Source organism: uncultured Chitinophaga sp., assembly GCF_937874145.1.
In the GTDB taxonomy this organism is placed as follows: Bacteria; Bacteroidota; Bacteroidia; order Chitinophagales; family Chitinophagaceae; genus Chitinophaga.
Map to the genome: position 1 here is coordinate 14,664 of NZ_CALNBI010000493.1, position 24,419 is coordinate 39,082.

General features: G+C 54.2%; 26 protein-coding genes. 11 read left to right on the forward strand and 15 right to left on the reverse strand.

Annotation, left to right across the window (positions count from 1 at the left end; translation table 11 throughout):
• Positions 1 to 9 precede the first annotated feature (9 nt).
• On the reverse strand, positions 10 to 849 hold the full coding sequence (locus tag Q0510_RS23410; protein ID WP_298717250.1) for an SDR family NAD(P)-dependent oxidoreductase: 840 nt from the start codon (positions 847 to 849) through the stop codon (positions 10 to 12).
• A gap of 254 nt (positions 850 to 1,103) precedes the next feature.
• On the opposite strand from Q0510_RS23410, the gene Q0510_RS23415 reads away from it, so the two are divergent.
• A complete protein-coding gene (locus tag Q0510_RS23415) occupies positions 1,104 to 1,478 on the forward strand; it encodes an SWIB/MDM2 domain-containing protein (RefSeq protein WP_298717252.1) in 375 nt (124 codons plus the stop codon).
• A 183-nt stretch (positions 1,479 to 1,661) separates the two neighbouring features.
• Positions 1,662 to 4,043 carry an ABC transporter permease gene (locus tag Q0510_RS23420; protein WP_298717255.1) on the forward strand — a complete coding sequence of 794 codons (2,382 nt, stop codon included), beginning with the start codon at positions 1,662 to 1,664 and terminating at the stop codon, positions 4,041 to 4,043.
• Between the two features lie 81 nt (positions 4,044 to 4,124).
• Here Q0510_RS23420 and Q0510_RS23425 read toward each other — a convergent pair whose 3' ends face one another.
• Complete coding sequence (locus Q0510_RS23425) at positions 4,125 to 6,206, reverse strand: thiamine pyrophosphate-dependent enzyme (protein ID WP_298717258.1); 2,082 nt, start codon at positions 6,204 to 6,206, stop codon at positions 4,125 to 4,127.
• Positions 6,207 to 6,284: 78 nt separating this feature from the next.
• Between Q0510_RS23425 and Q0510_RS23430 the strand changes: the two genes are divergently transcribed.
• Positions 6,285 to 6,719: a MarR family winged helix-turn-helix transcriptional regulator gene (locus Q0510_RS23430; RefSeq protein ID WP_298717261.1), complete on the forward strand. Its 435-nt coding sequence runs from the start codon at positions 6,285 to 6,287 to the stop codon at positions 6,717 to 6,719.
• 89 nt (positions 6,720 to 6,808) lie between these two features.
• Here Q0510_RS23430 and Q0510_RS23435 read toward each other — a convergent pair whose 3' ends face one another.
• The 4 genes from Q0510_RS23435 to Q0510_RS23450 form a co-directional block, all read right to left on the reverse strand.
• The gene (locus Q0510_RS23435) at positions 6,809 to 7,420 is read right to left on the reverse strand and encodes a fumarylacetoacetate hydrolase family protein (RefSeq protein ID WP_298717264.1); all 612 of its coding nucleotides are present in this window, start codon (positions 7,418 to 7,420) and stop codon (positions 6,809 to 6,811) included.
• 196 nt (positions 7,421 to 7,616) lie between these two features.
• Positions 7,617 to 8,186, reverse strand: a complete 570-nt coding sequence (gene pth / locus Q0510_RS23440) for an aminoacyl-tRNA hydrolase (protein ID WP_298717267.1) — start codon at positions 8,184 to 8,186, stop codon at positions 7,617 to 7,619.
• A 100-nt stretch (positions 8,187 to 8,286) separates the two neighbouring features.
• Positions 8,287 to 8,877 (reverse strand): 50S ribosomal protein L25, encoded by a 591-nt coding sequence (locus Q0510_RS23445; protein ID WP_298717269.1) that lies wholly within the window; start codon positions 8,875 to 8,877, stop codon positions 8,287 to 8,289.
• Between the two features lie 36 nt (positions 8,878 to 8,913).
• Positions 8,914 to 9,864 (reverse strand): ribose-phosphate pyrophosphokinase, encoded by a 951-nt coding sequence (locus Q0510_RS23450; protein WP_298717271.1) that lies wholly within the window; start codon positions 9,862 to 9,864, stop codon positions 8,914 to 8,916.
• Between the two features lie 139 nt (positions 9,865 to 10,003).
• On the opposite strand from Q0510_RS23450, the gene radC reads away from it, so the two are divergent.
• A complete protein-coding gene (radC, locus tag Q0510_RS23455) occupies positions 10,004 to 10,753 on the forward strand; it encodes a DNA repair protein RadC (RefSeq protein WP_298717272.1) in 750 nt (249 codons plus the stop codon).
• A gap of 393 nt (positions 10,754 to 11,146) precedes the next feature.
• Here the strand turns inward: radC and Q0510_RS23460 are convergent, their stop codons facing one another.
• Positions 11,147 to 12,994: a gliding motility-associated C-terminal domain-containing protein gene (locus tag Q0510_RS23460; RefSeq protein ID WP_298717273.1), complete on the reverse strand. Its 1,848-nt coding sequence runs from the start codon at positions 12,992 to 12,994 to the stop codon at positions 11,147 to 11,149.
• Positions 12,995 to 13,268: 274 nt separating this feature from the next.
• On the opposite strand from Q0510_RS23460, the gene Q0510_RS23465 reads away from it, so the two are divergent.
• The 5 genes from Q0510_RS23465 to Q0510_RS23485 all read left to right on the forward strand — a co-directional run bounded on the left by Q0510_RS23465 (position 13,269) and on the right by Q0510_RS23485 (position 15,888).
• Entirely contained in the window at positions 13,269 to 14,240 is a 972-nt protein-coding gene (locus Q0510_RS23465) for a Gfo/Idh/MocA family oxidoreductase (protein ID WP_298717276.1), read from the forward strand.
• 142 nt (positions 14,241 to 14,382) lie between these two features.
• Positions 14,383 to 14,736, forward strand: coding sequence for a hypothetical protein (locus tag Q0510_RS23470; protein WP_298717279.1), 354 nt, complete (start codon positions 14,383 to 14,385; stop codon positions 14,734 to 14,736).
• Positions 14,737 to 14,763: 27 nt separating this feature from the next.
• Positions 14,764 to 15,132, forward strand: coding sequence for a hypothetical protein (locus Q0510_RS23475; RefSeq protein ID WP_298717282.1), 369 nt, complete (start codon positions 14,764 to 14,766; stop codon positions 15,130 to 15,132).
• 9 nt (positions 15,133 to 15,141) lie between these two features.
• On the forward strand, positions 15,142 to 15,492 hold the full coding sequence (locus Q0510_RS23480; RefSeq protein WP_298717285.1) for a hypothetical protein: 351 nt from the start codon (positions 15,142 to 15,144) through the stop codon (positions 15,490 to 15,492).
• A gap of 42 nt (positions 15,493 to 15,534) precedes the next feature.
• Positions 15,535 to 15,888 (forward strand): hypothetical protein, encoded by a 354-nt coding sequence (locus Q0510_RS23485; RefSeq protein WP_298717288.1) that lies wholly within the window; start codon positions 15,535 to 15,537, stop codon positions 15,886 to 15,888.
• Here Q0510_RS23485 and Q0510_RS23490 read toward each other — a convergent pair whose 3' ends face one another.
• The 4 genes from Q0510_RS23490 to Q0510_RS23505 form a co-directional block, all read right to left on the reverse strand.
• Positions 15,889 to 16,566, reverse strand: coding sequence for a 2-C-methyl-D-erythritol 4-phosphate cytidylyltransferase (locus Q0510_RS23490; RefSeq protein WP_298717291.1), 678 nt, complete (start codon positions 16,564 to 16,566; stop codon positions 15,889 to 15,891).
• A gap of 77 nt (positions 16,567 to 16,643) precedes the next feature.
• Positions 16,644 to 17,693 carry a tRNA preQ1(34) S-adenosylmethionine ribosyltransferase-isomerase QueA gene (gene queA, locus Q0510_RS23495; protein ID WP_298717294.1) on the reverse strand — a complete coding sequence of 350 codons (1,050 nt, stop codon included), beginning with the start codon at positions 17,691 to 17,693 and terminating at the stop codon, positions 16,644 to 16,646.
• A gap of 66 nt (positions 17,694 to 17,759) precedes the next feature.
• Complete coding sequence (locus tag Q0510_RS23500) at positions 17,760 to 19,487, reverse strand: ABC transporter ATP-binding protein (protein ID WP_298717297.1); 1,728 nt, start codon at positions 19,485 to 19,487, stop codon at positions 17,760 to 17,762.
• Entirely contained in the window at positions 19,484 to 20,254 is a 771-nt protein-coding gene (locus Q0510_RS23505; RefSeq protein ID WP_298717299.1) for an AMP nucleosidase, read from the reverse strand. The genes Q0510_RS23500 and Q0510_RS23505 overlap by 4 nt, the downstream gene beginning before the upstream one ends.
• A gap of 65 nt (positions 20,255 to 20,319) precedes the next feature.
• Between Q0510_RS23505 and Q0510_RS23510 the strand changes: the two genes are divergently transcribed.
• On the forward strand, positions 20,320 to 20,802 hold the full coding sequence (locus Q0510_RS23510; protein ID WP_298717302.1) for a type I restriction enzyme HsdR N-terminal domain-containing protein: 483 nt from the start codon (positions 20,320 to 20,322) through the stop codon (positions 20,800 to 20,802).
• Positions 20,803 to 20,878: 76 nt separating this feature from the next.
• Here Q0510_RS23510 and Q0510_RS23515 read toward each other — a convergent pair whose 3' ends face one another.
• From Q0510_RS23515 to Q0510_RS23530, 4 genes are all read right to left on the reverse strand, one after another.
• On the reverse strand, positions 20,879 to 22,315 hold the full coding sequence (locus tag Q0510_RS23515; protein WP_298717303.1) for a Glu/Leu/Phe/Val dehydrogenase: 1,437 nt from the start codon (positions 22,313 to 22,315) through the stop codon (positions 20,879 to 20,881).
• 66 nt (positions 22,316 to 22,381) lie between these two features.
• Complete coding sequence (locus tag Q0510_RS23520; RefSeq protein WP_298717305.1) at positions 22,382 to 22,639, reverse strand: CcmD family protein; 258 nt, start codon at positions 22,637 to 22,639, stop codon at positions 22,382 to 22,384.
• The gene (gene ccsA, locus Q0510_RS23525) at positions 22,632 to 23,297 is read right to left on the reverse strand and encodes a cytochrome c biogenesis protein CcsA (RefSeq protein WP_298717308.1); all 666 of its coding nucleotides are present in this window, start codon (positions 23,295 to 23,297) and stop codon (positions 22,632 to 22,634) included. The genes Q0510_RS23520 and ccsA overlap by 8 nt, the downstream gene beginning before the upstream one ends.
• Positions 23,298 to 23,432: 135 nt before the next feature.
• Positions 23,433 to 24,134: a heme exporter protein CcmB gene (locus tag Q0510_RS23530; RefSeq protein ID WP_298717311.1), complete on the reverse strand. Its 702-nt coding sequence runs from the start codon at positions 24,132 to 24,134 to the stop codon at positions 23,433 to 23,435.
• Between the two features lie 32 nt (positions 24,135 to 24,166).
• Between Q0510_RS23530 and Q0510_RS23535 the strand changes: the two genes are divergently transcribed.
• The coding region (locus Q0510_RS23535) for a biotin carboxylase N-terminal domain-containing protein (protein ID WP_298717315.1) at positions 24,167 to 24,419 on the forward strand (253 nt) is incomplete at its 3' end.

A 24,419-nucleotide genomic window follows, 5' to 3' on the forward strand; every position in this document is an offset into this window, starting at 1 on the left:
GGAAAGACATTAATTATCGAAACCGGTAGCGGCAGCGAGGGGTTTCAGCGCTTCGATCTCCCGCGCGAGGGATGCCAGTTTTTGTTCGGCGAGCTGGTTGGCGTCGGCCCCGAGGAAGAGATGGAGCGGTGCCTTTTGTTCTTCCAGGATGCGGATCATTACTTCCGCGGCCTTCGCGGGATCGCCGGGCTGGTTGCCGTTATAGTCTTGCTGGTGCAGGGTTTGCATCGCGCGGACGTTCGCGTATTCCGGCATTTCGGTGGCCGGGAGGCCGAGCGAGCCGCCGAGGAAATCGGTGCGGAAGTAGCCGGGCGATACGATGGTGACGCCGATGCCGAAGGGTTTCACTTCCTGCGCCAGGGCTTCGGAATAGCCGTGCATGGCGAATTTGGTGGCACAATAAATCCCGAAAGCAGGGAAGGCGCCCGTGAAACCGCCGATGGACGCGATATTGAAGATATGCCCGCTGCCCTGTTTCCGCAGGAACGGCAGCGCCTGGCGGATCACGTTGAGGGATCCGAATACGTTGACATCGAAGTTGGAGCGGGCTTCGGCGTCTGTCAATTCTTCGACGGCGCCGACGAGGCCGTAGCCGGCGTTGTTCACGACGACGCCGATTGTGCCGAAATGGCCGACCGTGGCAGTGATTGCCCGCTGTACCGCAGTTTCGTCAAGAATATCGAGGCCGATGGGGAGAAACCGGGCGGACGTTTCGCCGATGGCGGACACGAGATCTTCGCGGCGGCGGGAAGTGGCGGCTACGCGATAGCCTTTGCTGATGAGGGTTTTGGCCAAAGAAAGGCCCAGGCCTTTGGAGGCCCCGGTTACAAACCAGACTTGCTTGTTCATTGATTGTCAGTTAAAAGGTGATGGTTCTTTTGGAGGAACTGATGCAAAGGTAGGGCGCCCGGGCGGGAGGGGTTTTACGCTTTGGAAACGAAAAATTGCATTTTTCAAACCGCAAAAAGCCCTTCCCGGCAAAAAATTTCGCTTTTCAGGGGGGAATGGCATGATTTTGATGGAAATAGGTGAACCAGGATAGGATTGGACTGTTTATATTAGTGCTATCAAATCCTTTTTAACCACATTAAATATCGCGTATCATGGCAAAATCGGTGAAGCAGCCCGCAAAGAAGGCCGCAACCAGCACAACGGCAAAAGCCGCCGCCCCCAAGAAAGCCGCTGCCAAAGCAGCTGCACCCAAAAAGGCTGCCGCCAAAACTGCCCGCAAACCTAATGCGGCTTTCATGGCCCCGCTGACCCCGAGTGCAGACCTCGCCGCCGTAATTGGCAGCACAGCACTCCCCAGAACTGAAGCCACCAAAAAGATCTGGGAGTACATCAAGAAAAATGATCTGCAGGACTCGAAAAACAAACGCATGATCAATGCCGATGCCAAACTGCAAACCATTTTTGATGGCAAAAAGCAGGTATCCATGTTTGAACTGGCTGGTATCGTGAACAAGCATCTCAAATAATCCTGCTGCAAAGCATTCCGGAAAAGGAGGCCCCGCGCCTCCTTTTTCTTTTCCCCTCCTGTCCGTTTCCGGACATCCGCATGTACCATTCCGGACAACATGCATCCATCAACCTATTGATAATCAACACCTGCACAAATTGGCCTTTTTTATGTCGTACCGCCTCCTCATATTCGTCAACGTATGTGGAAGATCCAGTTATTGACCGCCTGGCGGCGCCTGAAAAACAACAAGCCCTACGCCATCATCAACATCGCCGGTCTCGGCGCCAGCCTCGCCTGCGCCATCCTGCTGTTCCTTTTTATCAATTACCACCTCCGGTTCGATAACTTCCATCCCGGCAGCGACCGCATCTTCCGCATCAGCTCCCGCACGATGTACGGCGGCGTGGAAGATTTTAATGAAGGCGTTCCCCAACCACTCGGCAAAGCGCTCCGCAACGATTACACATTCTTTGAAAAAGTGGCGATGCGCATTTCTTTAGGCCGCCGCCTGATCACGGTACAGCAAGGAAAAGAGAAACATAAGTTCAATGGCACTGCATCTTATGTAGAGCCCTCCTACTTCGACATCTTCCGTTTCCCCCTCATCTCCGGCAACGCGCACCAAGCCCTCAGCGAACCTTACAGCGCCATCATCACCGAAGAAATGGCCGCTAAATTATTCCCCGGCCAGGATCCCATCGGCAAACAATTGCGCCTGGCTAACTCCCAGGACTTCACCGTCAGGGGTATCGCCCAAAACATGCCGGCCAACACAGACCTCCCATCGGATCTGTTCCTTTCCTATGCTGCCTATAAAGACGTAAGTCCCTACATGGCCAGCGACAGCAGCTGGGGAAGTATCGCCAGTTCCATCCGCTGTTACGTGAAACTTAAACCGGGCGTTGGCCCCGACCTTGTTGAAGCCGCATTTCCGCAGGTAATCAATAAATACGAACCGGAAGAAAATAATCTTATGTTTTTCCACATGCAACCGCTCCGCGACCTGCATTTCGATACGCGGTATAGCGGCTCAATCCAGCGGAAATACTTGTGGTCGCTGGGTTGGATGGGGGCATTCCTGGTATTGACGGCCTGCATCAACTTCATCAATCTTTCCACCGCCCAATCGCTCCGCCGTACCCGCGAGATCGGCGTCCGGAAAGCGCTTGGCGGAACGAAACGGCAGATATTTTCTCAATTTCTTTCCGAGACATTTTACATTGTTGCCGCAGCGCTGGCGATCGCCGTAACCATCGTATCACTGGCCATCCCGCAACTCAACAAAACACTCTTTACCGATATTACGCTTGATGGCAGAACAGTTTTCACCCTTCTCATCTACATCTGCATATTGCTGCTGACGGTAGTATTCCTGGCAGGCTATTACCCTGGTATCCTCCAGGCGAAACTGAGCCCGGTCCTGGCCATGCGGGCCCACGGCACTCCTGAGCGCCCCGGCCGCTTTCCCCTGCGGAAAACCCTCATCATCCTGCAATTCGCCATTATGCAGTTCATGATCGTGGGTACGATCATTATCGGCCGGCAGATGCATTATTCCATGACGGGAGATACAGCTTTGCAAAAAGAGGGTATACTGCTGGTGAACGTCCCCGGCCAGGATCCCTCCGTTCTCAAAACGCTCCGTACCCGCATCACGCAACTGGCAGGCGTACAACAGGCCTCGTTTTGCCAGGCAGCGCCTATTTCATTTACAAACCGGGCTACAGCCATGCGTTTTGGTGCCAGGGACGACGATGAAGACTGGCAGGTGAGCGTCAAATATGCCGATGCGGAATACCTAGAAACATTCGGCATCAGGCTTGTTGCCGGCCACAACCTGCCGGCGTCCGATACAGCCAACGGGATGCTGGTAAACGAAACGCTTATGCGCAAATTGGGCGCCCGCAGCCCTGATGAAATTATCGGGCAGCCTATCCGCGTAAGCAATGTGCAAACCACGGTGCGCGGTGTTTTCAAAGATTTCCATAACCACAGCTTCCATAGCGAAGTGGAACCGCTTTGCTTATATACCGATATCCGCGAGTTTGACGAACTGGCCATCCGCCTGAACATGCTGCAGGCTTCCACGGTGATGCCCGCAATAGATAAAATATGGAACGAAACTTTCCCGGATTACATGTACCGTTTCCGTTTCCTGGAAGAAGATGTAGCTGGCATGTACGAAGCTGAATCGCTGCTGATGCAGCTGGTGGAGATTTTTGCAATTGTAGCGGTCCTCATCGGATGCCTGGGGCTTTACGGGCTCATCAGTTTCATGGCCGTGCAGAAGAAGAAGGAAATCGGGGTGCGGAAAGTACTTGGCGCCAGCGTGCCGTCGGTCGTTTGGTTATTCGGGCGGGAGTTCACATGGATGCTGTTTGCGGGTTTCCTGCTTTCGGCGCCGCTTTCCTGGTGGCTGATGAACAACTGGCTGGAAGGATTTCATTACAGGATAGATATTGGCCCGGAAACATATGCCATTAGCATCGTCCTGAGTGCCGTCATAACCGTACTCACTGTAGGATACACCTCGCTGCGGTCGGCGCTTATGAACCCCGCAGTCAGCCTGAAAACGGAATAGCAAGGTAAAATATAGTTCAGCGAAGATGTTTGACTTGCAAAGGAGGCTCCCACCTCCTTTTTTTTATTTCCGGTATTGCCATCAATAAGCGAGGATATCGCGGATCTGTGCGGCGACTTTCTCCGCCGTGGGCAGCATTTGCTTTTCCAGTTCCATATTGAGGGGAACGGCCGGCAGGTCGAGGGCGCCGTAAGTGAAAACGGGCGCGTCGAGATAGCGGAAGCAATGCCGGGAGATCCTGGCTGCCAGGGATTCCGCAAAGGAATTTCCGAGCTGCTCTTCCGTCAGCACCAGGCATTTGCCCAGTTTTTTCACGGAAGCGAATACCAGTGCTTCATCCAGCGGGAACAGCGTGCGCAGGTCGATGATTTCCACTTTGCCCGGGAACTGCGCGGCGGCGGCTTTCGCCCAGTACACGCCCATGCCGTAGGTGATGACCGTCATGCCTTCGTCGCTTTCCTGTACGGTGCGGCCTTTACCCAGCGGGAGGATGTAATCGGCCGAAGGCTCGATGGTCATGGCATCCTGCGTTCCCGGCACCTTGCTCCAGTAGAGCCCTTTGTGTTCCAGCATTACAACCGGGTTGGGGTCCAGGAAGGCGGCTTTCATCAATCCTTTCAGGTCCGCCGCATTCGAAGGATACACGATCTTGATGCCTTTAACGGTGAGCAATGTGCTTTCCACGCTGCCGGAATGGTACGGCCCCCCGCCGCCGTAAGCCCCGATGGGTACGCGGATGAGCGACTGCACGGGGAATTTCCCGCAAGACAGATAACAGCTTTTCGACAGCTCCGTTACCAGCTGGTTGAATCCGGGATATATGTAATCGGCGAACTGCACTTCCACGATGGGCTTTACGCCGGTGGCGGAAAGGCCGGCCGTGCTGCCGATGATGTACGCTTCCTGGATGGCGGTATTGTACACGCGCTCGTCTCCGAACTTCTCCGCCAGCGTGGCCGCTTCGCGGAAAACCCCTCCCAGCCTGCGTCCTACGTCCTGCCCAAAAAGAATGGCTTCCGGGTGGGCGGCCATGATTTCCTCGATGGCATGCAAGGCAGCGTCTACCATCACCACTTTGCTGCCGCCTGCGGGCTGGCGCTCGCCGGTTTCTTCCGTAACGGGCGTGGGCGCGAACACGTGATCGCGGACCGTCGTAATATCCGGATCGGGACTGGCGACGGCCGCGGCAAAAGCTTCTTCCACTTCGCGTTGCGCGTCCAGCTCGATATCGGTGGCTTCGATGACGCTGCCGATCTGGCTGCGCAGGCGCGGCAAAGGATCGCGTTGCTGGTGGCGGGCCAGGTCTTCGGGCGTGCGGTACCATTCGCGGCGGACGCCGGAGGTATGGTGGCCGAGGAGCGGCACCGTGGCATGGACGAGGATGGGCCTGCGTTCTGCACGAACGAAAGCGATGGCGGATTCCATGGCGCGGTAGCTGGCTTCGAAATCGGCGCCATCGACCCGGATGCGCTCCAGGCCTTTGAAGCCGGCGGCATATTCGTAGGCATCCATGGCGCGTGCTTCGGGGGCGCTGACGCTGATGCCCCAGTCGTTATCCTGCACGAGGAAGATGACGGGCAGTTGTTTGAGCGCGGCAAACTGGAAGGCTTCGCTGACTTCGCCTTCGGTCACGCTGCCGTCGCCCAGCGAGCAGAGGACCACGGGCTTTTCATCGTCGGCCAGGAGGCCGGCGATTTCGAGGTACTGGACGCCCTGGGCCATACCGGTGGTGGGTATCACCTGCATGCCGGTGGCGCTGCTTTGGTGTGGTATTATCGGTTTATCGGTATCGCGGGAGCTCGGGTGGCAGTAATAGGAGCGGCCACCGCTGAAGGGGTCTTGGCCTTTGGCGAGGAGCTGCAGCATGAGGGTATAGGGAGAAAAACCGAGGGCGAGCATCATGGCATCGTCGCGGTAGTAAGGACTGACGTAGTCACAAGGTTTGAGCTGGAGGCCCGCTGCGATCTGGATGGCTTCGTGGCCGGCGGAGGTGGAGTGCACGTATTTGCAGATGGTGCGGTTGGCTTCGTATTGATCAGCCATGCGCCGCGCGGTGCACATAAGGCCATACGCTTTGCGGAGGAGTGCCTGGAAGGCGGGGTCCGACTCGCGGTGCGTGATGGTGGCTTTCAAAACAGGAACGCTTATGTTATCTTTAACCACGTAAGATTGTTTTGGTGATAATGGCCGGTTCTTACAGATAGTTGCCATAGCAACTATTGCTACTGCAAATTAATGATTATGCATGAATCTTTCGTGAGTAATCCGTCTTTTTTTAAGCTGGATGCCACATTAAAAAAAATAAAGAATTACTGGCAGAAGAGTTTTGATGCCCGGGGGCTGGACATTACGGTGGACCAGTGGTTGCTGATCGAGAACCTGTATAAGCATAAGCGCATCACCCACAATGAGTTAGCGAAACTGACGTCGAAAGATATCACGACGGTTTCGCGGATTATCGAGTTACTGGTGCGGAAGGTGCTGGTAGAGCGCCAGGGGTCTACTGACGACCGGCGGAAGGTGTTTTTGCAGTTGACGCCTGAGGGGGTGAATAAGTACCGGGAGGTTCGGCCGCTGGTATTGGAGATGCGTGAGATTGGCTGGAAGAACCTGACTGAGGGGGATTTCCAGGAGATGACGCGGATTTTGGATGTGATTTATTCGAATATCCCGTAAAAAGAAAAAATTAAAAAGGAAAAAGCCCGTACTCTTTTAACTTTTTAATTTTTACTTTTTAGTCTGGCGGACCGCTGAACGGGATGCGGTTATTTTACCATGAATTCCAGCAGGCTGTCGTTTTCAATAAATGCTTCGAGGGTGTCTCCTATTTCGACGGGGCCAACGCCTTCGGGGGTTCCGGTAAAGACGAGGTCGCCGATGTTGAGGGTGAAGAAGCGGGAGATGTAGGCGATCAGTTTGTCGAAAGTGAACAGCAGATCGGCGGTGTTGCCTTGCTGAACGATTTCTTTGTTTTTGTAGAGACAGAAGTTGGTGTCTTTCAGGTCCATGGTTTCCGTAATGGGAATAAACTTGCCGACAACGGCAGAATTATCGAAGGACTTGGCGATTTCCCAGGGTAGGCCTTTGGCTTTTTGTTTCTCCTGCAGGTCGCGCGCGGTGAAGTCGATGCCAACTGAGATCTGGTCATAATATTTGCTGGCAAATCTTTCCTGGATGTGTTTCCCGTTTTTAGAAATCCGCAGCACCAGCTCGCATTCATAATGCAGTTTATCCGTGAATTCCGGATAATAGAAGGGATGGTTGTTTTGCAGCAGGGCATTTTTGGGTTTCATGAAAATCACGGGTTCGGAGGGCACTTCGTTCTTCAATTCTTCTGCATGTTTGGCATAGTTTCTTCCAACGCAGATAATTTTCATAATGCGTGTATTTTGTAAGGTTAATAAAGCCTATGGTTTGACCCATAGCCCACAATACATTGCCCACTGTGCGCACTATCATCCGGATGATGGGGAAAAATATGCCGGTTGATATAACGATCAGTGGTACACGGATCATGACCTATAGCGGTTAAGGTAGGGGTACCTTTAGGCATGAAATATACAATTTACATTCCTATAATGGAAAAGTAAGGTTGTTATAATTGTTCATGGTGCGCGGTAAGCCGATAGCGGCAAAACTTTCCACGATTTCTACGCACTTGCCGGTTTTCTGCTGTACGCAGGGTTCTTCCCTGGCCGACCATTTGCCGAGCACGTAATCCACTTGCCGGCCTTTCGGGAAATCGTTGCCGATACCGAAGCGGAGGCGGGGATATTGGTTGGTGCCGATGCTTTCCTGGATGCTTTTAAGGCCGTTGTGGCCGGCATCGCTGCCGCCGGGGCGGAGGCGGATGGCTTCGAGGGGCAGTGCGAGTTCGTCCACGATCACGAGTACGTTTTCGACAGGGATCTTCTCCTTGTCCATCCAGTACTTCACGGCGCGGCCGCTGAGGTTCATGTAGGTAGTAGGTTTGATCACCACGAAGGTTTTCCCTTTCCAGCGTATTTCCGCCACATCGGCGAGGCGGTCGCTCCGGAAGGAGGCCTGGTGTTTGGCGGCAAAAGCGTCCGCCACATCGAATCCGATGTTGTGGCGGGGGTATTCCGGCCCGATGTTTCCTAATCCTACGATTAAATATTTCATGTTGGCAGGCTTTCAATAATGTCCCGCAAAAACGGGATGCCAAAAATAAAAAGCCCGGCCGATATTCTGCCGGGCTTTTTGATATAAATATTTTGCCAATTTATTTCTTCTTGGCCTCCTTCTCGGCAGCAGCTTCTTCCTGTTTCAGCTGACGGGTCATTACCACGGAAGCAACAGGGATGCGGGGAGAGTTGAGGAGTTCGATGCCTTCAGCCTTCACGTCTTCCACACGGAGGTTTTCGTTCAGGTTGAGGTTGGTTACGTCCAGTTCCAGGTTTTCGCGAAGGTGTTTCGGAAGCGCTTTCACTTTCAGGGTTTTCAGTTTCACTACCAGTTTACCACCGGCTTTTACGCCCACGGACTGGCCTACAACGCGCAGGGGCAGGGAAGCCACTACTTTCTTGTCTTCCACGAGTTCGAGGAAGTCGATGTGCGTGAGCTCGTCGGTAACGGTGTCGAACTGCAGATCTTTCAGGATCGCGCGGTAGGTTTTACCTTCCAGTTTGATTTCAGCAACCTGGAAATCGGGTGTGTACACCAGGTTTTTAAAGGCAGTAGCCGGAGCGGAAAAAGCAACGATTTCTGCACCCCCATAAATAACGCAAGGCACTTTTTCCTCAGAACGGAGAAGGCGGGTGGCTTTTTTGCCGAATTCGCTTCTGAGTTGTCCTTCGATGGTTATTGTTTTCATTGTTTAAACATTTATGATGTAAAAAAATACACTTGGTTAAGACAGCCGGCGTTGGCTGTGAACGAACAGGCTGGTGATGGATTTGTTTTCGTACATGTTGCGGATGGCAACTGCGAAAAGTTCCGCCACGCTGATCACTTTGATTTTCGCGCTTTCCTGCCTGAGCGGGATGGTATCGCATACCACCAGTTCTTCCAGGACGGAGTTCTCGATATTTTCGTACGCTTTGCCGCTGAACACGGGGTGGGTACAAAAAGCCCTTACACTGCGGGCCCCTTTCTCTTTCAGGAGGGCGGCCGACTTGGTGAGGGTGCCTGCCGTGTCGCAGATGTCGTCGATCAGGACGATATCCTTATCGGTCACATCCCCGATCACCACCATGGAAGCGATCTCGTTGGCACGTTTGCGGTGCTTGTCGCAGATCACCATTTCGGCGTTGAAGTAGCTGGCCACTTCGCGCACCCGGGTGGTGGAACCCACGTCAGGGGACGCAAAGGTAAGGTTTTTCAGCTTGAGATTCTCTATGTAAGGTATAAAAATCGCGGAGCTGTCGAGGTGATCCACGGGGATATCGAAGAAGCCCTGGATCTGGGGAGCGTGCAAATCCATGGTAATCACCCTGTTAGCCCCTGCCGCGGTGAGCAGGTTGGCGATCAGTTTGGAGCCGATGGCTACCCTGGGCTTGTCTTTCCGGTCTTGCCGGGCAAACCCGAAATACGGGATAACAGCCGTAATGTACCCGGCCGAGGCGCGTTTGGCGGCATCGATCATGAGCAGGAGCTCCATGAGATTGTCCGCCGGGGCGTTGGTCCCCTGTACCAGGAAAACGTAGTCGCCACGGATGCTTTCCAGGAAAACCGGCTGGAATTCACCGTCACTGAATTTCTGGATATTCACTTTACCCAGACCGTTTCCATATCTGGCGGCGATTCGCTCGGCCAGAGCGGGATTACTGTTACCCGTGAAGATTTTTACCGATGGATTCATGACAAAGAAAAGAGGTTGCAAAACTAAGCTTTAATCGCGGATATGCGGAAAAAAAATCCCGGGAATGTGGAGAACTTTTGCTAAAATAATTAGCATTTTATGGAAAAATGGGTAAATTGAGGGATAATCTGCAAACGTCATGGAAGCCATTTTTGTTAACCCGGCTTACCGGGAACCCGTGCCTGTAAGGCATTTGAAGATTTTCAGGCGCCGCCGCATGAAAGAGTGGCCGGAAGACGACCGGCCCCGGGAGAAAATGTTGAAGTCGGGGCCATCATCGGTAAGTATCGTCGAACTGCTGGCAATAATTATAAATTCCGGAACGCCGGAGCAGTCTGCCCTGGAACTGGCGCGCGAGGTTTTCGGGAGCTGCGGCAACGATCTCCGCGAATTGGGCCGGCTGAACCTGCCGCAGCTGCGCCGGTTCAGGGGAATAGGGCTCAAGAAGGCCGCCACGGTTTTGGCGGCGCTGGAGCTTTGCCGCCGCAGGCAACTGAGCGCATTGGTGGAGAAACCGGAAATCACTTCTATCGGAATGGCAGCGGAGTACCTCAGGAACCTCCTTTCGGGTCAGGACTGTGAGAGTTTTTACGTGCTTTTCATGAATCACGCCAACCGGATCGTCCACCAGGCATGCATCAGCACGGGCGGCATTACCTCCACGACTATCGATCCGCGGATTGTGTTCGGCATGGCCCTTGAGCACCGGGCCACCCGGCTGCTGCTTTGCCACAATCACCCCTCCGGCCTTCTGAAAGCCAGCAAGGCCGACATCAACATTACACGCCAGCTCCAGGCAGGCGGCCGCCTCCTGGAAATCGAGGTACTGGATCACATCATCGTCACAGACCAGGGATATCATAGCCTCCGGGAGGATGGGGCGTTGTGAGATACGGGAAGGTTGAGGCAGGGACAGGTGATGTTGAGCTAAAATTGCCGGAACGGAAATTCGCAAAGGTTCAGTGGATCAATATGAGGGGCTTGGCGCCCGTTAATACGAATGAAAGCTGCGGGAAAGGAAATTCTGACAGCATGAATCAACTTGGTTCTGACGCGCTTTGGGCGAATGGATACGCGTTTCCGGGAAAGGCAATCTTGATAGCATGGATCTTCATGCTACTGAAATATGCTTGGGCGAATTGAAGCTCAGTTCGGGGAAAGACATGCTACTGACGCGCTTTTGGGCGAATGGATACGCGTTTCCGGGAAAGGCAGGATGTTACTCAAGGATGGCCCCCGGCACTGAAGGGCTTCTAAAACATCGAAATTATAAACTGCTCCGCTATCGCAGCAAGGTACTGACGCCTTTGAGAAATACGCGTTGGTTCAGTTCCGTGTTCGTGTATTCCAGGAACCAGGCATAAGTGCCCACCGGCGCAAGCGCACCCTTGATCCGCCCGTCCCACTTGCGCTGCCAGTTGCGCGTCTCGAACACCATCTGGCCGTTGCGGGAAAACACCCGGAACAACAGATCCGCCGTCTTATAACCATTCAGCGGATACAGGAAATCGTTTACGCCATCGCCATTCGGCGTAAACGCCGTCGGAACCGCCACATAGCAACTGGGCACCGTTTTCAGCTGGTGAATCACGGTGTCCTCACATTGCAGGTTGTCGACCACGATCAGCCGTACGTCATACGATTCCTCCCGTTCCGACATAGGATAACGGTAAGGGGCCGGCGTACGCTGCTGGGATCCGGGGCCGTGCCCCAGGCTCCACCGGTGGGCCATGATGTTCCCCGTGCTCTGGTTGGAGATCCTTACCAGGTCAAGCGGGCAAAGCACCCAGGACTCCGGCGTAAACGCCGCCACCAGTTCATTGGGCAGATCGATGCGCTCGGAATGATCGTCCTGGCACTGGCGGTTGGACACGGTCAGTTTCACCGGTTTCACGCCGAAGTTGCCTTTATAGTAGACTTTGCTTGCCGCAGGCCCCGTTTGCGTGGTGCCGTCATCGAACAGCCAGGTCCACTCCGAAATATTATGCGCCCTGTCATGCTCCAGGTAAATGGTGTCCGACGCACAATCCAGCCGCGTCCGCCATGCGTAGGCGGCGTTTACGGTATCGCTGGTGAGGAACGGGACCGATTGGCCCAGGGGCGTTTGCACAAAGCATTCGCTGACCAGGGTGTTGCCGTCGGTTCCCTGCACGAGGTCCAGGCGAAAGGAGCCGTCCAGGTAAACCGGGCCATTGAGCACCACTTCGATGCTGTCGGTCAGCTCATCGTCGCAGAAAACTTTGGCACTCCGGACCGATACCGCCGGCCCCGTGCCCACATTGGTAATCCTGAAATCGGAACCGTTGGCGGCCACTGAGTTGCAGCGGACAGGCTTTTTCAGGATAACCATCAGCCTGTCGGGTTTGCAGCCGACGGGTTTGATGGAGTCGAAGGGTACGGGTTGCGGGACGCCGATAGTCATAATGATATTCTCTCCGGCGGCAATGGGTACGTCGCAGGCGTCGAGGAGCGTATTGCGGTCGGTTCCGTTTTTCATGCGGACGGTATAGTTCCCCGGCCCCAGCGGGCGATCGAGCGTCAGCACCACGGAATCCATATCGAATGCGTTGTTGCAGTTGACGCCCTCCGCACTCAGTACCCTGGCGGGAGTGCCCAGCACTTCGAAGTCGCTGCCATCGGCTGCGAGGGTGTTGCAGCGGAATTTCTTGGAAAATTTGATAACGACCCGGTTGTGATGGCAGCGATAATCGGCGGAATTGAATTTCCCGGTGTTGGGGTCCGTGATCACGGCGGTACCGCCGCCGAAAGAAAGGGTATATCCGCTCTGGGTGTCGGTAAAATGGCTGACGAGCAGCAGGTACTCGTGCCCAACCTTCAAATCGGGCATACTGCTGAAATTGGGGTAGTCGTCACCCGCGCAATTGATTAGTGTCTGACCCGCATTGCTGGCGCCGGTGCGGCCGGGACGGGCGCTCCAGTTCCCGCATATCTGCAAAGTAGGATCGGTATAAATATCATTCACGTTCCGGCCGGTAACGTCGAAGATGTGCCAGTCGTAATCATCGTCGAGGTCGTTGGGGACGATCGTAAATCCCAGCGAGCCCGCCTGGAAGCAGGTGAATTTATAGTAGAAGGGATTTTTGTCTTCATAATCCGTATCGGGATCCACCGTGCCGCAGAAATTCAGCCGGAGGATGCGTCCATCGCATATGGGGACGGATGTCTGTGTCAGGTTGCGGGTGCCGCAAACAGGGAAAGCGCTCTGAGGCGTCTGTCCCGGGCGTTGACATGACTGCGCTGCCGCGTGAAGTGCGGACGCCAGTGAAAAAGTTATGATTAGCAGCAGAAAACGCATGGGTTGACCGGGGTTCTTGCGAATATATATAAAGTAATAACATGTCGTTTTGTTACATTTGCAGGAATTTTCTTAAAAACAATCGCGCATGCTAAAAATTGGCTTGTTTGGAGTAGGGCACCTGGGCAAAATTCACCTCTCCCAGTTATCGACCATGAAAGATGTGGAAGTGACAGGTTATTTCGATCCCAGCGACGCCAATGCGGAGAGTATCCGTGGTACATATAGCATTCCCCGTTTCGAAACGGCGGAAGAGCTGATCCGCGCATCCGATGCGATCGACATTGTTGCGCCTACCACGCAGCACTTCCAGTTGTGCGAAACCGCCATCCGCATGGGCAAGCATGTTTTTGTAGAAAAACCCATGACCAATACCATGGAAGAAGCCCGCCTGCTGGTAAAGCTGGTCGAAGAGGCCAATATCAAATTCCAGGTAGGGCATGTGGAGCGCTTCAATCCCGCATTCCTCGCCCTGAAAGGATACGACCTCAAGCCCATGTTCATCGAAGTGCACCGCCTGGCGGAATTCAATCCCCGCGGCACCGACGTGAGCGTGATCCTCGACCTCATGATACATGATATCGACATCGTACTGAGCATCGTGCAATCCAGCATCAGCCGGATCTCCGCCAGCGGCGTTGCCGTCATGAGCGACACACCCGATATCGCCAACGTACGCATCGAGTTCCACAATGGTTGCGTAGCCAATCTCACCTCCAGCCGCATCTCCCTCAAAAAAATGAGGAAAATGCGCCTCTTCCAGAAAGATGCCTATATCGGCATCGACTTCCTCGACAAAAAAACCGAGATCATCAAGCTGAAAACCCCGGCAGACGAAGGCCTCTTCACCCTCGACATCGCTACCAACAACGGGAAAAAAACCATTGCGATCGATAATCCGGAAATCAAACAATCTAACGCCATCCGCATGGAATTGGAGCTTTTCCGCGACAGCATCCTGGAAAACAAACCCGTGGCCGTAAATGTGCGCGACGGATTCCAGGCGCTGGAAGCCGCTCATCAGATCCTGCAGAAAATCGGGAAAGGCCAGTCCGAATAAGCTTTCCGTCAATTAAATGTTGCCACTGTAATTGCAAATGCATTTGCACCAACTTTTCATGTCTGCCAGCAAACGGATTTATCTTTTCCTGCCTGCTGTAACCTTTGCCATTTCCCCGCGTTCCAATAAAAACCACGCAAACATGAAAAACAGGCTCATTTTATTGCCGGCATTCATTGCCCTCGTTTCCGTTTCGTGTAAAAAGAAAGATAAACCGCCCTCCCCTGCCGGCGCATTGCAATTTAATCAAACCCAATGCACCGATCCCTGGCACCCCGAAGTGAGAAGCTTCCAAAACGACTTTGCTGAAAAGCTAAAAGCCTGGCTGGAAGCGAAAACCGGCAAGAGCGTCGCGAAACTGGAAGTCAAAAATGTGGGCGGCGACAAATTCGTGGGCTGCGATGCCTGCCCTTGCACGACCGGCTATGCGATTTATCTGTGGCCCGCCAACGGAGATGCGCAAAAATTCCTCGATCTCGGCTTTTTCAAACCCTGAACCATTTTACATCAATAACCTGACGCAATGAAGCACAAGCTGCAGCTATTTCTTACCGTAATCATCCTGGCCGCCGTTTCCTGCAACAAAGAGAACAAAACCCCAAAATTGGAAGATGCGCTGGTGTTCAGCGAAACGCAGTGCGCCGATCCCTGGGCCATGGACGTTTCGCGGACCGGGAAAGATTTCAACAAACAACTGAAGACCTGGCTCCAGACCAAAACCAACGTCGCGATATTGACCGCCAAAAGGGATGTGATCCCGGAGAAGATACAGTTATGCGCCGCCTGCACCTGCCTGACGGGCAACACAATTTATGTGTGGGTGCCCAAAGGTTCCGAACAGGCATTCCTGGATATGGGATTCACACGCGCTACGAAAACTCAACCTGAATAATACGACCATATGAAATCGACGCTTCTCCTGTTTCTCACCATCGCCGCCATAGCCGCTAGTTCCTGCAAAAAGGACAAGCGTCCTCCCAACCTGGCGGAGGCTTTTCGATACAGTGAAACCGCTTGCAGCGACCCCTGGGTCAATGATATCGAACGTGGTAACCCCTCATTCGCGCGGCAACTTGAAAAATGGCTGGAAACCAAAACCGGTGCGGAAATCACAACGCCGTTCCGCAAAATGTATCCCGAAAAAACGCAGTTATGCTATGCGTGTTCCTGCACTACGGGCAACGTGATCTACGTATGGCCGCCGGCCGGGTCGGAACAAAAGTTTATCGACCTGGGATTCACCAGACCTTAACTTTTCCTATCTTCCCGGCGTTTTTTAACAAACACCTATTTCATGAGGAAAGGTCTACTGCTTTTGCTGGCCGGTTTTATCCTGGTCAATCTATCCTGTAAAAAAGACGAACAAATTGAACCATTGGGAGATACGCTCGTGATGGATGAAACCCTTTGCGATACCCCCTGGTCGCAGGACCTGGACCGTTCCAGTGCGAATTTTAACGTGGAACTGGAGAATTGGCTGGAAGCAAAAACCGGTATCGCAATATCCCAACCTTTGCGCAAAAGCGTACCGGGCAAGGCACAAGCATGCCTGGAATGCGGTTGCAGGACCGGCAACGTCATTTATATCTGGCCACCCAACGGCAAGCAACAAAAGTTCATTGCAATGGGCTTCAAGAAAGGCGGATAATTACTTAGCAGAAAGAAAAACTTCCGCGATCGCAAGATCCAGCGGACGGGTGATTTTAATATTACGCTCCTCCCCTTCCACCAGGTGGATTTCCGCCCCAAAACGCTCTGCCACGCTGGCTTCGTCGGTAAACAAGGGATCGTAAGGCTGCTCGAAGGCGGGTAACAACTGCTCGGAGAGGAACGTCTGCGGCGTTTGTATAATACGGAAACGGCTACGGTCCACCGACTGGTTGCCTTCATCATCCACGTCGCGTAAACTATCTTTCACTTCGATAGCAGGAATAGCGTTCCCTTTCGCCAGGGCGCCTTCGCAACAGCGGCGGACCAGCCCGGCCGACAACAACGCCCGCACGCCATCGTGTACAAAAACCACAGCAGGTTCGGAAATAGTCGCCAGGCCATTCTTCACGGAATGGAAGCGCGTTTCGCCGCCATGCACGATGGTGATGGAAGGAGGTGCGTCGAAGGAAACCAGCAGGGGTGCGATAAATGCGCTATGTGCTTCAGGGATGACGAGCACGATCCGGACGTCCGGATAAGCGTTGCGAAAAGCGTTGATGGTATGGTGAAGAACCGGTTTGCCGCCGATTTCCATAAACTGTTTGGGGATGGAGCTTCCCATCCGGAGGCCGGAGCCGCCGGCTACGATGACCGCAATCTTTTTCCTGTCTGGCATAATGCGAAATAAGGGTATTTTGATAAAAAAAGGCAAACAGCGTTCACTGTTTGCCTTTTTAATATCTGTTGGACGGATCAAATGATGAGCATCGCGTCGCCATAGCTGAAGAACCTGTATTTTTCCTTGATGGCCTGCTGGTAAGCTTCCATGATCAGGTCGTAGCCGGCGAAGGCGCAAACCATGATAAGGAGACTTGTTTTGGGCAGGTGGAAGTTGGTTACCAGGGCGTTGGGAATCGAGAAGTCGTACGGAGGATGGATAAAGGTGTTGGTCCAGCCTTCCGCCGCTTTCAGGTGATTCTGCGCGGTAACGGAAGATTCTACGGCACGTACCGAGGTGGTACCTACGGCGCAGATCTTGCGGTTTTCTTCTTTCGCCTTGTTCACGATTTTCACCGCATATTCATCGATGTGGAAATATTCCGCATCCATTTTATGCTTGCTCAGGTCTTCCACCTCGATGGGGCGGAAGGTGCCCAGGCCGGTGTGAAGGGTTACTTCAGCGAACTTCACGCCTTTGATCTCCAGGCGTTTGATCAGTTCGCGGCTGAAGTGAAGACCAGCGGTGGGAGCGGCTACCGCACCTTCATACTTGGCGTATACGGTCTGGTAACGTTCCTTGTCTTCTTCCTCGGGCTTGCGCTTGATGTACTTCGGCAGCGGGGTTTCGCCCAGGCTGTCCAGTACGGCCTTGAACTCTTCGTCGTTCCCTTCGAACAGGAAACGGATGGTACGGCCGCGGGAAGTGGTGTTGTCGATCACTTCGGCCACCAGGCTCTCATCGTCTCCAAAATAAAGTTTGTTGCCTACACGGATCTTCCGGGCCGGATCAACGATAACGTCCCACAGACGGTTTTGCTTGTTCAGCTCACGGAGCAGGAACACCTCGATTTTCGCCCCGGTTTTCTCCTTACGGCCGTACAGACGCGCGGGAAACACTTTCGTGTTGTTCACGATCATTACGTCCTTGTCGTTGAAATAACCCAGAATGTCTTTGAAAACCTTGTGCTCGATTTTGCCGGTGGCGCGGTTTACTACCATCAGGCGGCTCTCGTCTCTTGTCTTGGAGGGATGTTGTGCGATCAGGTTTAACGGCAGATCGAACTTGAATTGTGATAATTTCATATTACGGTATGAATGAATTTAAAGTCTGCAAAGGTACGGATAATAACGCATTTCCTGAAATAAGGTTTACCTGCCCGGAATGGCGGCTATCAATTCCTTCGTATACGCCGACGCCGGACGGTGATATACCTCCTCCGCCGGCCCCATCTCCGCGATCTTCCCTTTTTGCATCACCATCATCCGGTCGCTCATAAAATGCACAACAGACAGATTATGTGATATAAATATATACGTGAAATTAAACTCTTGTTGAAGCGACCGCAGCAGGTTAAGCACCTGGGCCTGTACGCTCACATCCAGCGCCGACACCGATTCGTCGCAGATAATGAACTCCGGGTTCAGCGCCAGGGCCCTGGCAATCACGATCCGCTGCCGCTGGCCGCCCGAAAATTCATGGGGATAACGGTTGAAGTGCTCAGGCAACAGCTGTACTTTTTCCAGCAGCGCCAACACCTTTTCTTTTCTTTCCCGGTCGTTGCCGTACAACCCGTGCACCTGCAAAGGTTCCAGGATCGCCTGCCCTACGGTCATCCGGGGGTTCAGCGAGGAATAGGGGTCCTGGAAGATGATCTGTATGTTTTTCCGCATATCGCGCAGCTGCGCCGCGGAGAGCGACAGCAGATCCCTGCCGCGGTAGCGTATAGCCCCGTGCGTGGGTTCCACCAGCCGCAGGAGCGTCCGGCTCAGGGTCGTTTTCCCGCAACCGGATTCACCCACCAGCCCCAGCGTCTCCCCTTCCCGCACCGTAAAACTGATATCGTCCACCGCTTTTGTCCAATGCTTCGCCTTGCCGAAAAGCGTTCTCCCCCTGGGAAACCAGGTGCTGAGGCCCTCCACTTCCAGTAACGGCGGCCTTTCCGCAAGCATTTCCTCCCGCGCCCGCATCTCTCGCTCCGGCATTTCCAGCGAACGCACGAAGGCTGCGACTTCCACCGCCTCCCGGCTCCCCGTGAAATCCTTCACGACGGGCAGGCGGCGCAGGCGGAGGTCCAGCGGCGGCCGGCAAGCCAGCAACCCTTTTGTATAAGCATGTGCCGGCCGCTCAAAAATTTGCCGCACCTCCCCTTCTTCCACGATCTCGCCTTTGTACATAACGGCCACCCGGTCCGCGATCTCCGCGATCACGCCGAGGTCGTGGGTGATGAACACCACGCTCATCCCCATTTCGCGCTGCAGCTCCTGCAACAGTTCGAGGATCGTTTTCTGAACAGTCACATCGAGCGCCGTGGTAGGCTCGTCGGCAATCAGCAGCCGTGGCCCGCAGGAAATCGCCATGGCGATCATGACGCGCTGCTTCTGGCCACCCGACAATTCATGCGGATATTTTCCATACGCCTCTTCCGGCCTGGGCAAGCGTACGCGCTCAAACAGCGCAATCGTCTGGCGGCGGGCCTCCCGGGGCGATACCTTCTTATGTGACATGATCGCTTCCGCCACCTGCCTGCCGCAGGTATGCAGCGGGTTCAGGCTGGTCATGGGCTCCTGGAAGATCATCGCGATTTCGTGCCCGCGGTAATGGCGCATGGCGGATTCCGGCAACAGGAGCAGGTCCTGCGGCGGCTGGCCAGGAGGCCGGAAGATGATTTCTCCCTTGCTGATACGCCCCGGCGCGGCAATGAGCCGCATGATACTGAGCGAAGTCACCGACTTCCCCGAACCGGACTCCCCTACAATGCCCAGGATTTCGCCCGGCCTTACGTCGAACGAAATATTGTTGACGGCCGTCACCGTATGGCCTTCGCCACGGAAATCGACTGTCAGATTGCGGATGGAAACCAGCGGTACAGGGTTCAAAACAGGAGGTGTTTAACGGTTTGGTGACTGTTGATGAGATTTTTGAGGGAATCGATGCCGATGCGCAGGTGGCGGTCCACATATTCGGTCGTCACTTTTTTATCGCTTTCCTCCGTTTTCACGCCTTCCGGCACCATGGGCTGGTCGGAAACGAGGAGGAGCGCGCCGGTAGGGATTTTATTGTAGAAACCCACCGAAAAGATAGTCGCCGTTTCCATATCGATGGCCATGGCGCGGATGCGTTCGAGGTACTTTTTGAAATCGGCGTCATGCTCCCAGACGCGGCGGTTGGTACTGTAGCAGGTGCCGGTCCAGTAGTCGCACCCGAATTCGCGGATAGTGGTGGAAATGGCCTTCTGCAGGGCAAACGCCGGCAGGGCAGGCACTTCCGCCGGGAAATAGTCGTTGGAGGTACCCTCTCCCCGGATGGCCGCGATAGGCAGAATGAGGTCCCCGATACTGTTTTTCTTCTTCAACCCGCCACATTTCCCCAGGAATAAAACCGCCTTTGGAGAAATGGCGCTGAGCAGATCCATGACAGTCGCCGCGCCGGGGCTGCCCATTCCGAAATTAATGATGGTGATATCGCCTGCCGTACAGCATTGCATGGGACGGTCGGCGCCAACGATCTTGGCGTTGTTCCACTGGGCGAATTGCAGTACGTAATTGGAAAAGTTGGTGAGCAGGATGTGAGACCCGAAGTTCTCCAGTTTCTCACCCGTATATCGGGGCAGCCAGTTAGCTACTATCTCTTCTTTCGTCTTCATAGCCTTTTGACAAGTGAATGTAATGTTTTTTCGGCAAAAAGCCATCCAATCCCTAGTTTCGCGGTATGATATCCATCCGTTTTCCGCAACCCGATTTCAAGATCACGGCATCCAATGGCCGGGAGATGATTTACGATCCATACCGCAAAAAGTACGTGACGCTGACGCCGGAAGAATGGGTACGGCAGAATTTCCTGAATTACCTGGTCAAATCCCGCGAGTACCCGGGGGCGTTACTGAGTATCGAAAAAGAGCTGCACCTGGGCGAGCTGCGCAAGCGGTGCGACATCGTGGTGTATTCCCGCGAAGCCACGCCCTGGATGATCGTGGAGTGCAAAGAAATGGGCGTTCCGCTGAAACAACCGGTGCTGGAGCAGATCGTACGGTATCACATGGCCCTGCCCGTTCCCTGGCTGGTGATCACCAATGGCGTCAACACCTGGTGCTGCCGCCTCGATAATTCCGCCGCCAGCTGGGTGTTCGAGCACGACCTGCCGGATTATCCGCCGGTGGTCCCTCCTTCCCCCGATGAAGACACAATTAATTAGTAATCAATTATTTATATAAAAGAAACGGCCGGGCAAAATGCCCGGCCGTTGTCGTACAGTCCATATGTGTGCAAAATCAGGGGAAGATACCGAGTTGCTCGTAAGCGGAGCCCACCTTGTCGATGGCGCAAACGTAGGCGGCGGTACGCATATCCTTGATTTTTTTGTGCTCGAGGGATTTCTCGCGCACTTCGTGGAGGGCGGTGATCATGGTTTCTTCCAGTCCGGAGTATACCAGGTCCACTTCATCCGCGCCGTGGGCGATGAACTTCCGTTCTTTCTCGGAAACTTTTTTGCCGGTCAGTTCTTCGATCTGGCCGAGGATGTGGATGTTCATGTTTTCGTCGAAGCGTTTGCCGAGCCGGCCGTAACGCACGTGGCTGAGGTTTTTCAGCCATTCGAAGTAGGAAACGGTCACACCGCCGGCGTTGAGGAACATGTCGGGCACTACGATTACGCCTTTTTTGGAGAGGATATCGTCGGCCTCTGGAGTGAGGGGGCCGTTGGCGGCTTCACCGATGATTTTCGCTTTAACGCGGGGGGCGTTTTCTTCATGGATCACGTTTTCGAGGGCAGCGGGGATAAGGATGTCGCATTCCATTTCGAGGCCGTCGGTATTCTTCTTCAGGTTTTTAGCGCCGGGGAAGCCGGTGATGGAACCGGTTTCGTTGCGGTGTTTCAGCACGGCGTCGGGGTCGAGGCCTTTCTGGTTGTAGATGGCGCCGTCCCACTCGATGAGGCAGATCACTTTGGCGCCTGCTTCATGGAAGTATTTGGCGGCGTGATATCCCACGTTACCCATACCCTGTACCACAACGGTTTTGCCTTCGAGACCGGGTTCGAGGCCGAGGCGCTTCATGTCTTCCTTCACGTTGCAAAGTTCGCGCAGACCGTAGAATACACCGAGGCCGGTGGCTTCTTTACGGCCGCGGACGCCGCCCTGGGAAACGGGTTTGCCGGTAACGCAGCCGTAGCCGTCGATTTCACCGGGGCGCAGCGACATGTAGGTATCCAGGATCCAGCTCATTTCGCGTTCGCCGGTGCCGTAATCGGGCGCGGGAACGTCGATGCCGGGGCCGATGAAGTTCTTCTTCACCAGTTCGGCCGTGTACCGGCGGGTAATATTTTCGAGCTGGAAGGGAGAATAATTGCGGGGATTGATGCGGATACCGCCTTTCGCGCCGCCGAAGGGCACGTTTACGATCGCGCATTTGTAGGTCATTAGTGCGGCGAGGGCCATCACTTCGTCCTGGTTCACTTCTTCGCTGAAGCGGATACCGCCTTTGCAGGGCAGTTTGTGGTGGGAGTGCTGAACACGGTAAGCCTCGATCACCTCGATGCCGTCGCCTACGCGCACGGGGAATTTCATGCGGTAAACGGCGTTGCAGGCCTTGATCTGCTCCAGGATCCCGTTCTCCCATTTGGTGAATTGCGCGGCTTTGTCGAAACTCATTTCCACGCTGTGGAAAAAGTTATAATGCGGTTCTTGCGTCAGCGTTTTAGCTTTAGCCATAAAAAACGGTTTAGATATGTTGTTTTGGTGTTGTAAGCAGACTTGTAAACAGGGGCGCGCGGAAGGTTACTTTTCTTTCTCCAGCCTGGAGATTTTACGGTCGAGCCGTACCAGGTATAACGTAATACAGCTGAAAATGATCACGAGGATACCCACGGCCACATAAATTTTGCTATCGCTGCGGAAAAATTCGTTCACGGCGCCGGTTTCGGTGTTTTGCTGGGAGGCGGCATCCTGCACAACGGTGGTGGTTTCCTGCCCGAAGGCTACGGAAACGAGGAGCAGGAATGCGGCGAAGAGGGAAACGGATATTCTGTTAACCATGAAGGATATTTTTAAGAGCCAATCTTTTATAACGGTTGCGAAGGGTATAGATCCAGATGCCGAGGAGGGTAAAGCCGAGGAAGGCGGGCCACAGCACCATTTTGATGGTACCGGCAGTGTCCTTATCGCTGAACCCCGGGCTGCTGGCGCTTCCCGGATGCAGGGAATCCACCGTGCGGGGGATGATGTAAGTCAGGGGAATGAGCAGGGCGAAAGCGAAAACATTGTAGATCGCCGAAACCCGGGCTCTTTTGTCGATGTCGGTGAACGACATGCGGAGCACCAGGTAAGCCATATAGATCGCCAGGGCGATGGCGGTGGTCATCTGCTTGGGGTCGTTCACGATGGTGCCACCCCAGGTATACGTCGCCCAGAGCATCCCCGTCAGGAATCCCATCACCCCGAACAGCACGCCAACGCTGGCGGCGCTGGAAGCGCGCACGTCGCGGCGGAGATCGTTGGTAGCCAGGTACCATATGGAATTAACGACGGATATCGTGAGCAGGGTATACATTGCCATCCACATCGGCAAGTGAAAGAAGATGCTGCGGGCAGCCTGCTGGTTGTTGCCGATGACAGGCACCGGAACCGAGAACCCTCCGATGATCACGTAAAGCAGGAGCAGTACGGAGAGTATTTTCCACCAATTTTTAGCCATTACACAAATGAAATATTGGGGGCAAACCTACACGATTATCGGCGAACGGCAAAGCAAATTGCGGATTTTGATGAACCTGCAAAGCAGGCCTCCCGCATTGAATAATCCGCACCCCGGAAGGTATTTTGTTGAATTTTATTCTTTCCAGAGGAAAGGAAAGAGGATCAGCGCCAGCGCCACCACCAGCACATCCAGCCCCGCCAGCATGAGGAACATCCCCCCCAGCCCCGGCTGCACCACCGGCGAAAACGCGCTCTGGGAGATGTTATTCAGCAATATCAGCACCGGCATGATCAGCGGAAAACCCATGATCGCCATCAGCGCCGCATTCTGGCTCGCCTGCGCCGCTATCGCCGCCAGCATGGTGAACAACACGCTCAGGCTCACCCCGCCCAGGAGCACCACCCCCAGGAAATACAAGGGCTTCGCCAACGGGTTTCCGAGGAAAAGGATGCAGCACACCAAGGTCACCACTGAAAACAACATCATTAACAACACGTTGTAAATCAGCTTCGCCGCGATGAAATAACGCGGGTGGACCAACGAATAAAAGTACAGCAGCCGCCCCCGGTTCTCCTGCACGAAGCTCTTCGCCACCGCATTCACGCACACAAACAACTGCACCACCCAGAACATCGCATTCCACATCCGCTCCTCCGGCTCCCGCACCATCAGGTTGATGACGAATACCGTCGAAAACACATACAGTAAAATGCCGAACAGGGCGTGGCGCTGCCGCCATTCGAGCAACAGGTCCTTGCGGACCAAAGCGTATATCTGGGAAATGGGACTTTTCACGCCGCAAAGATAACTTTGATCCGCCAATTTGAAATCCATTAACTTTAGCGCTTTATCGCAATGTTTTGACCATGAAGAAAATCGTTGTCGCCAACAGGGGAGAAATCGCACTGCGCGTTATGCGCTCCGCCAGGGAAATGGGAATCGCCACCGTAGCCGTATATTCCGAAGCCGACCGTACCATGCCTTTCGTGCAATATGCCGACGAGGCCGTGTGCATCGGTCCCGCGCCATCCGCACAGAGTTACCTGCTGGGCGACAAGATCATCGCCGTTGCGAAATCCACCGGGGCAGACGCGATCCATCCCGGGTACGGCTTCCTCA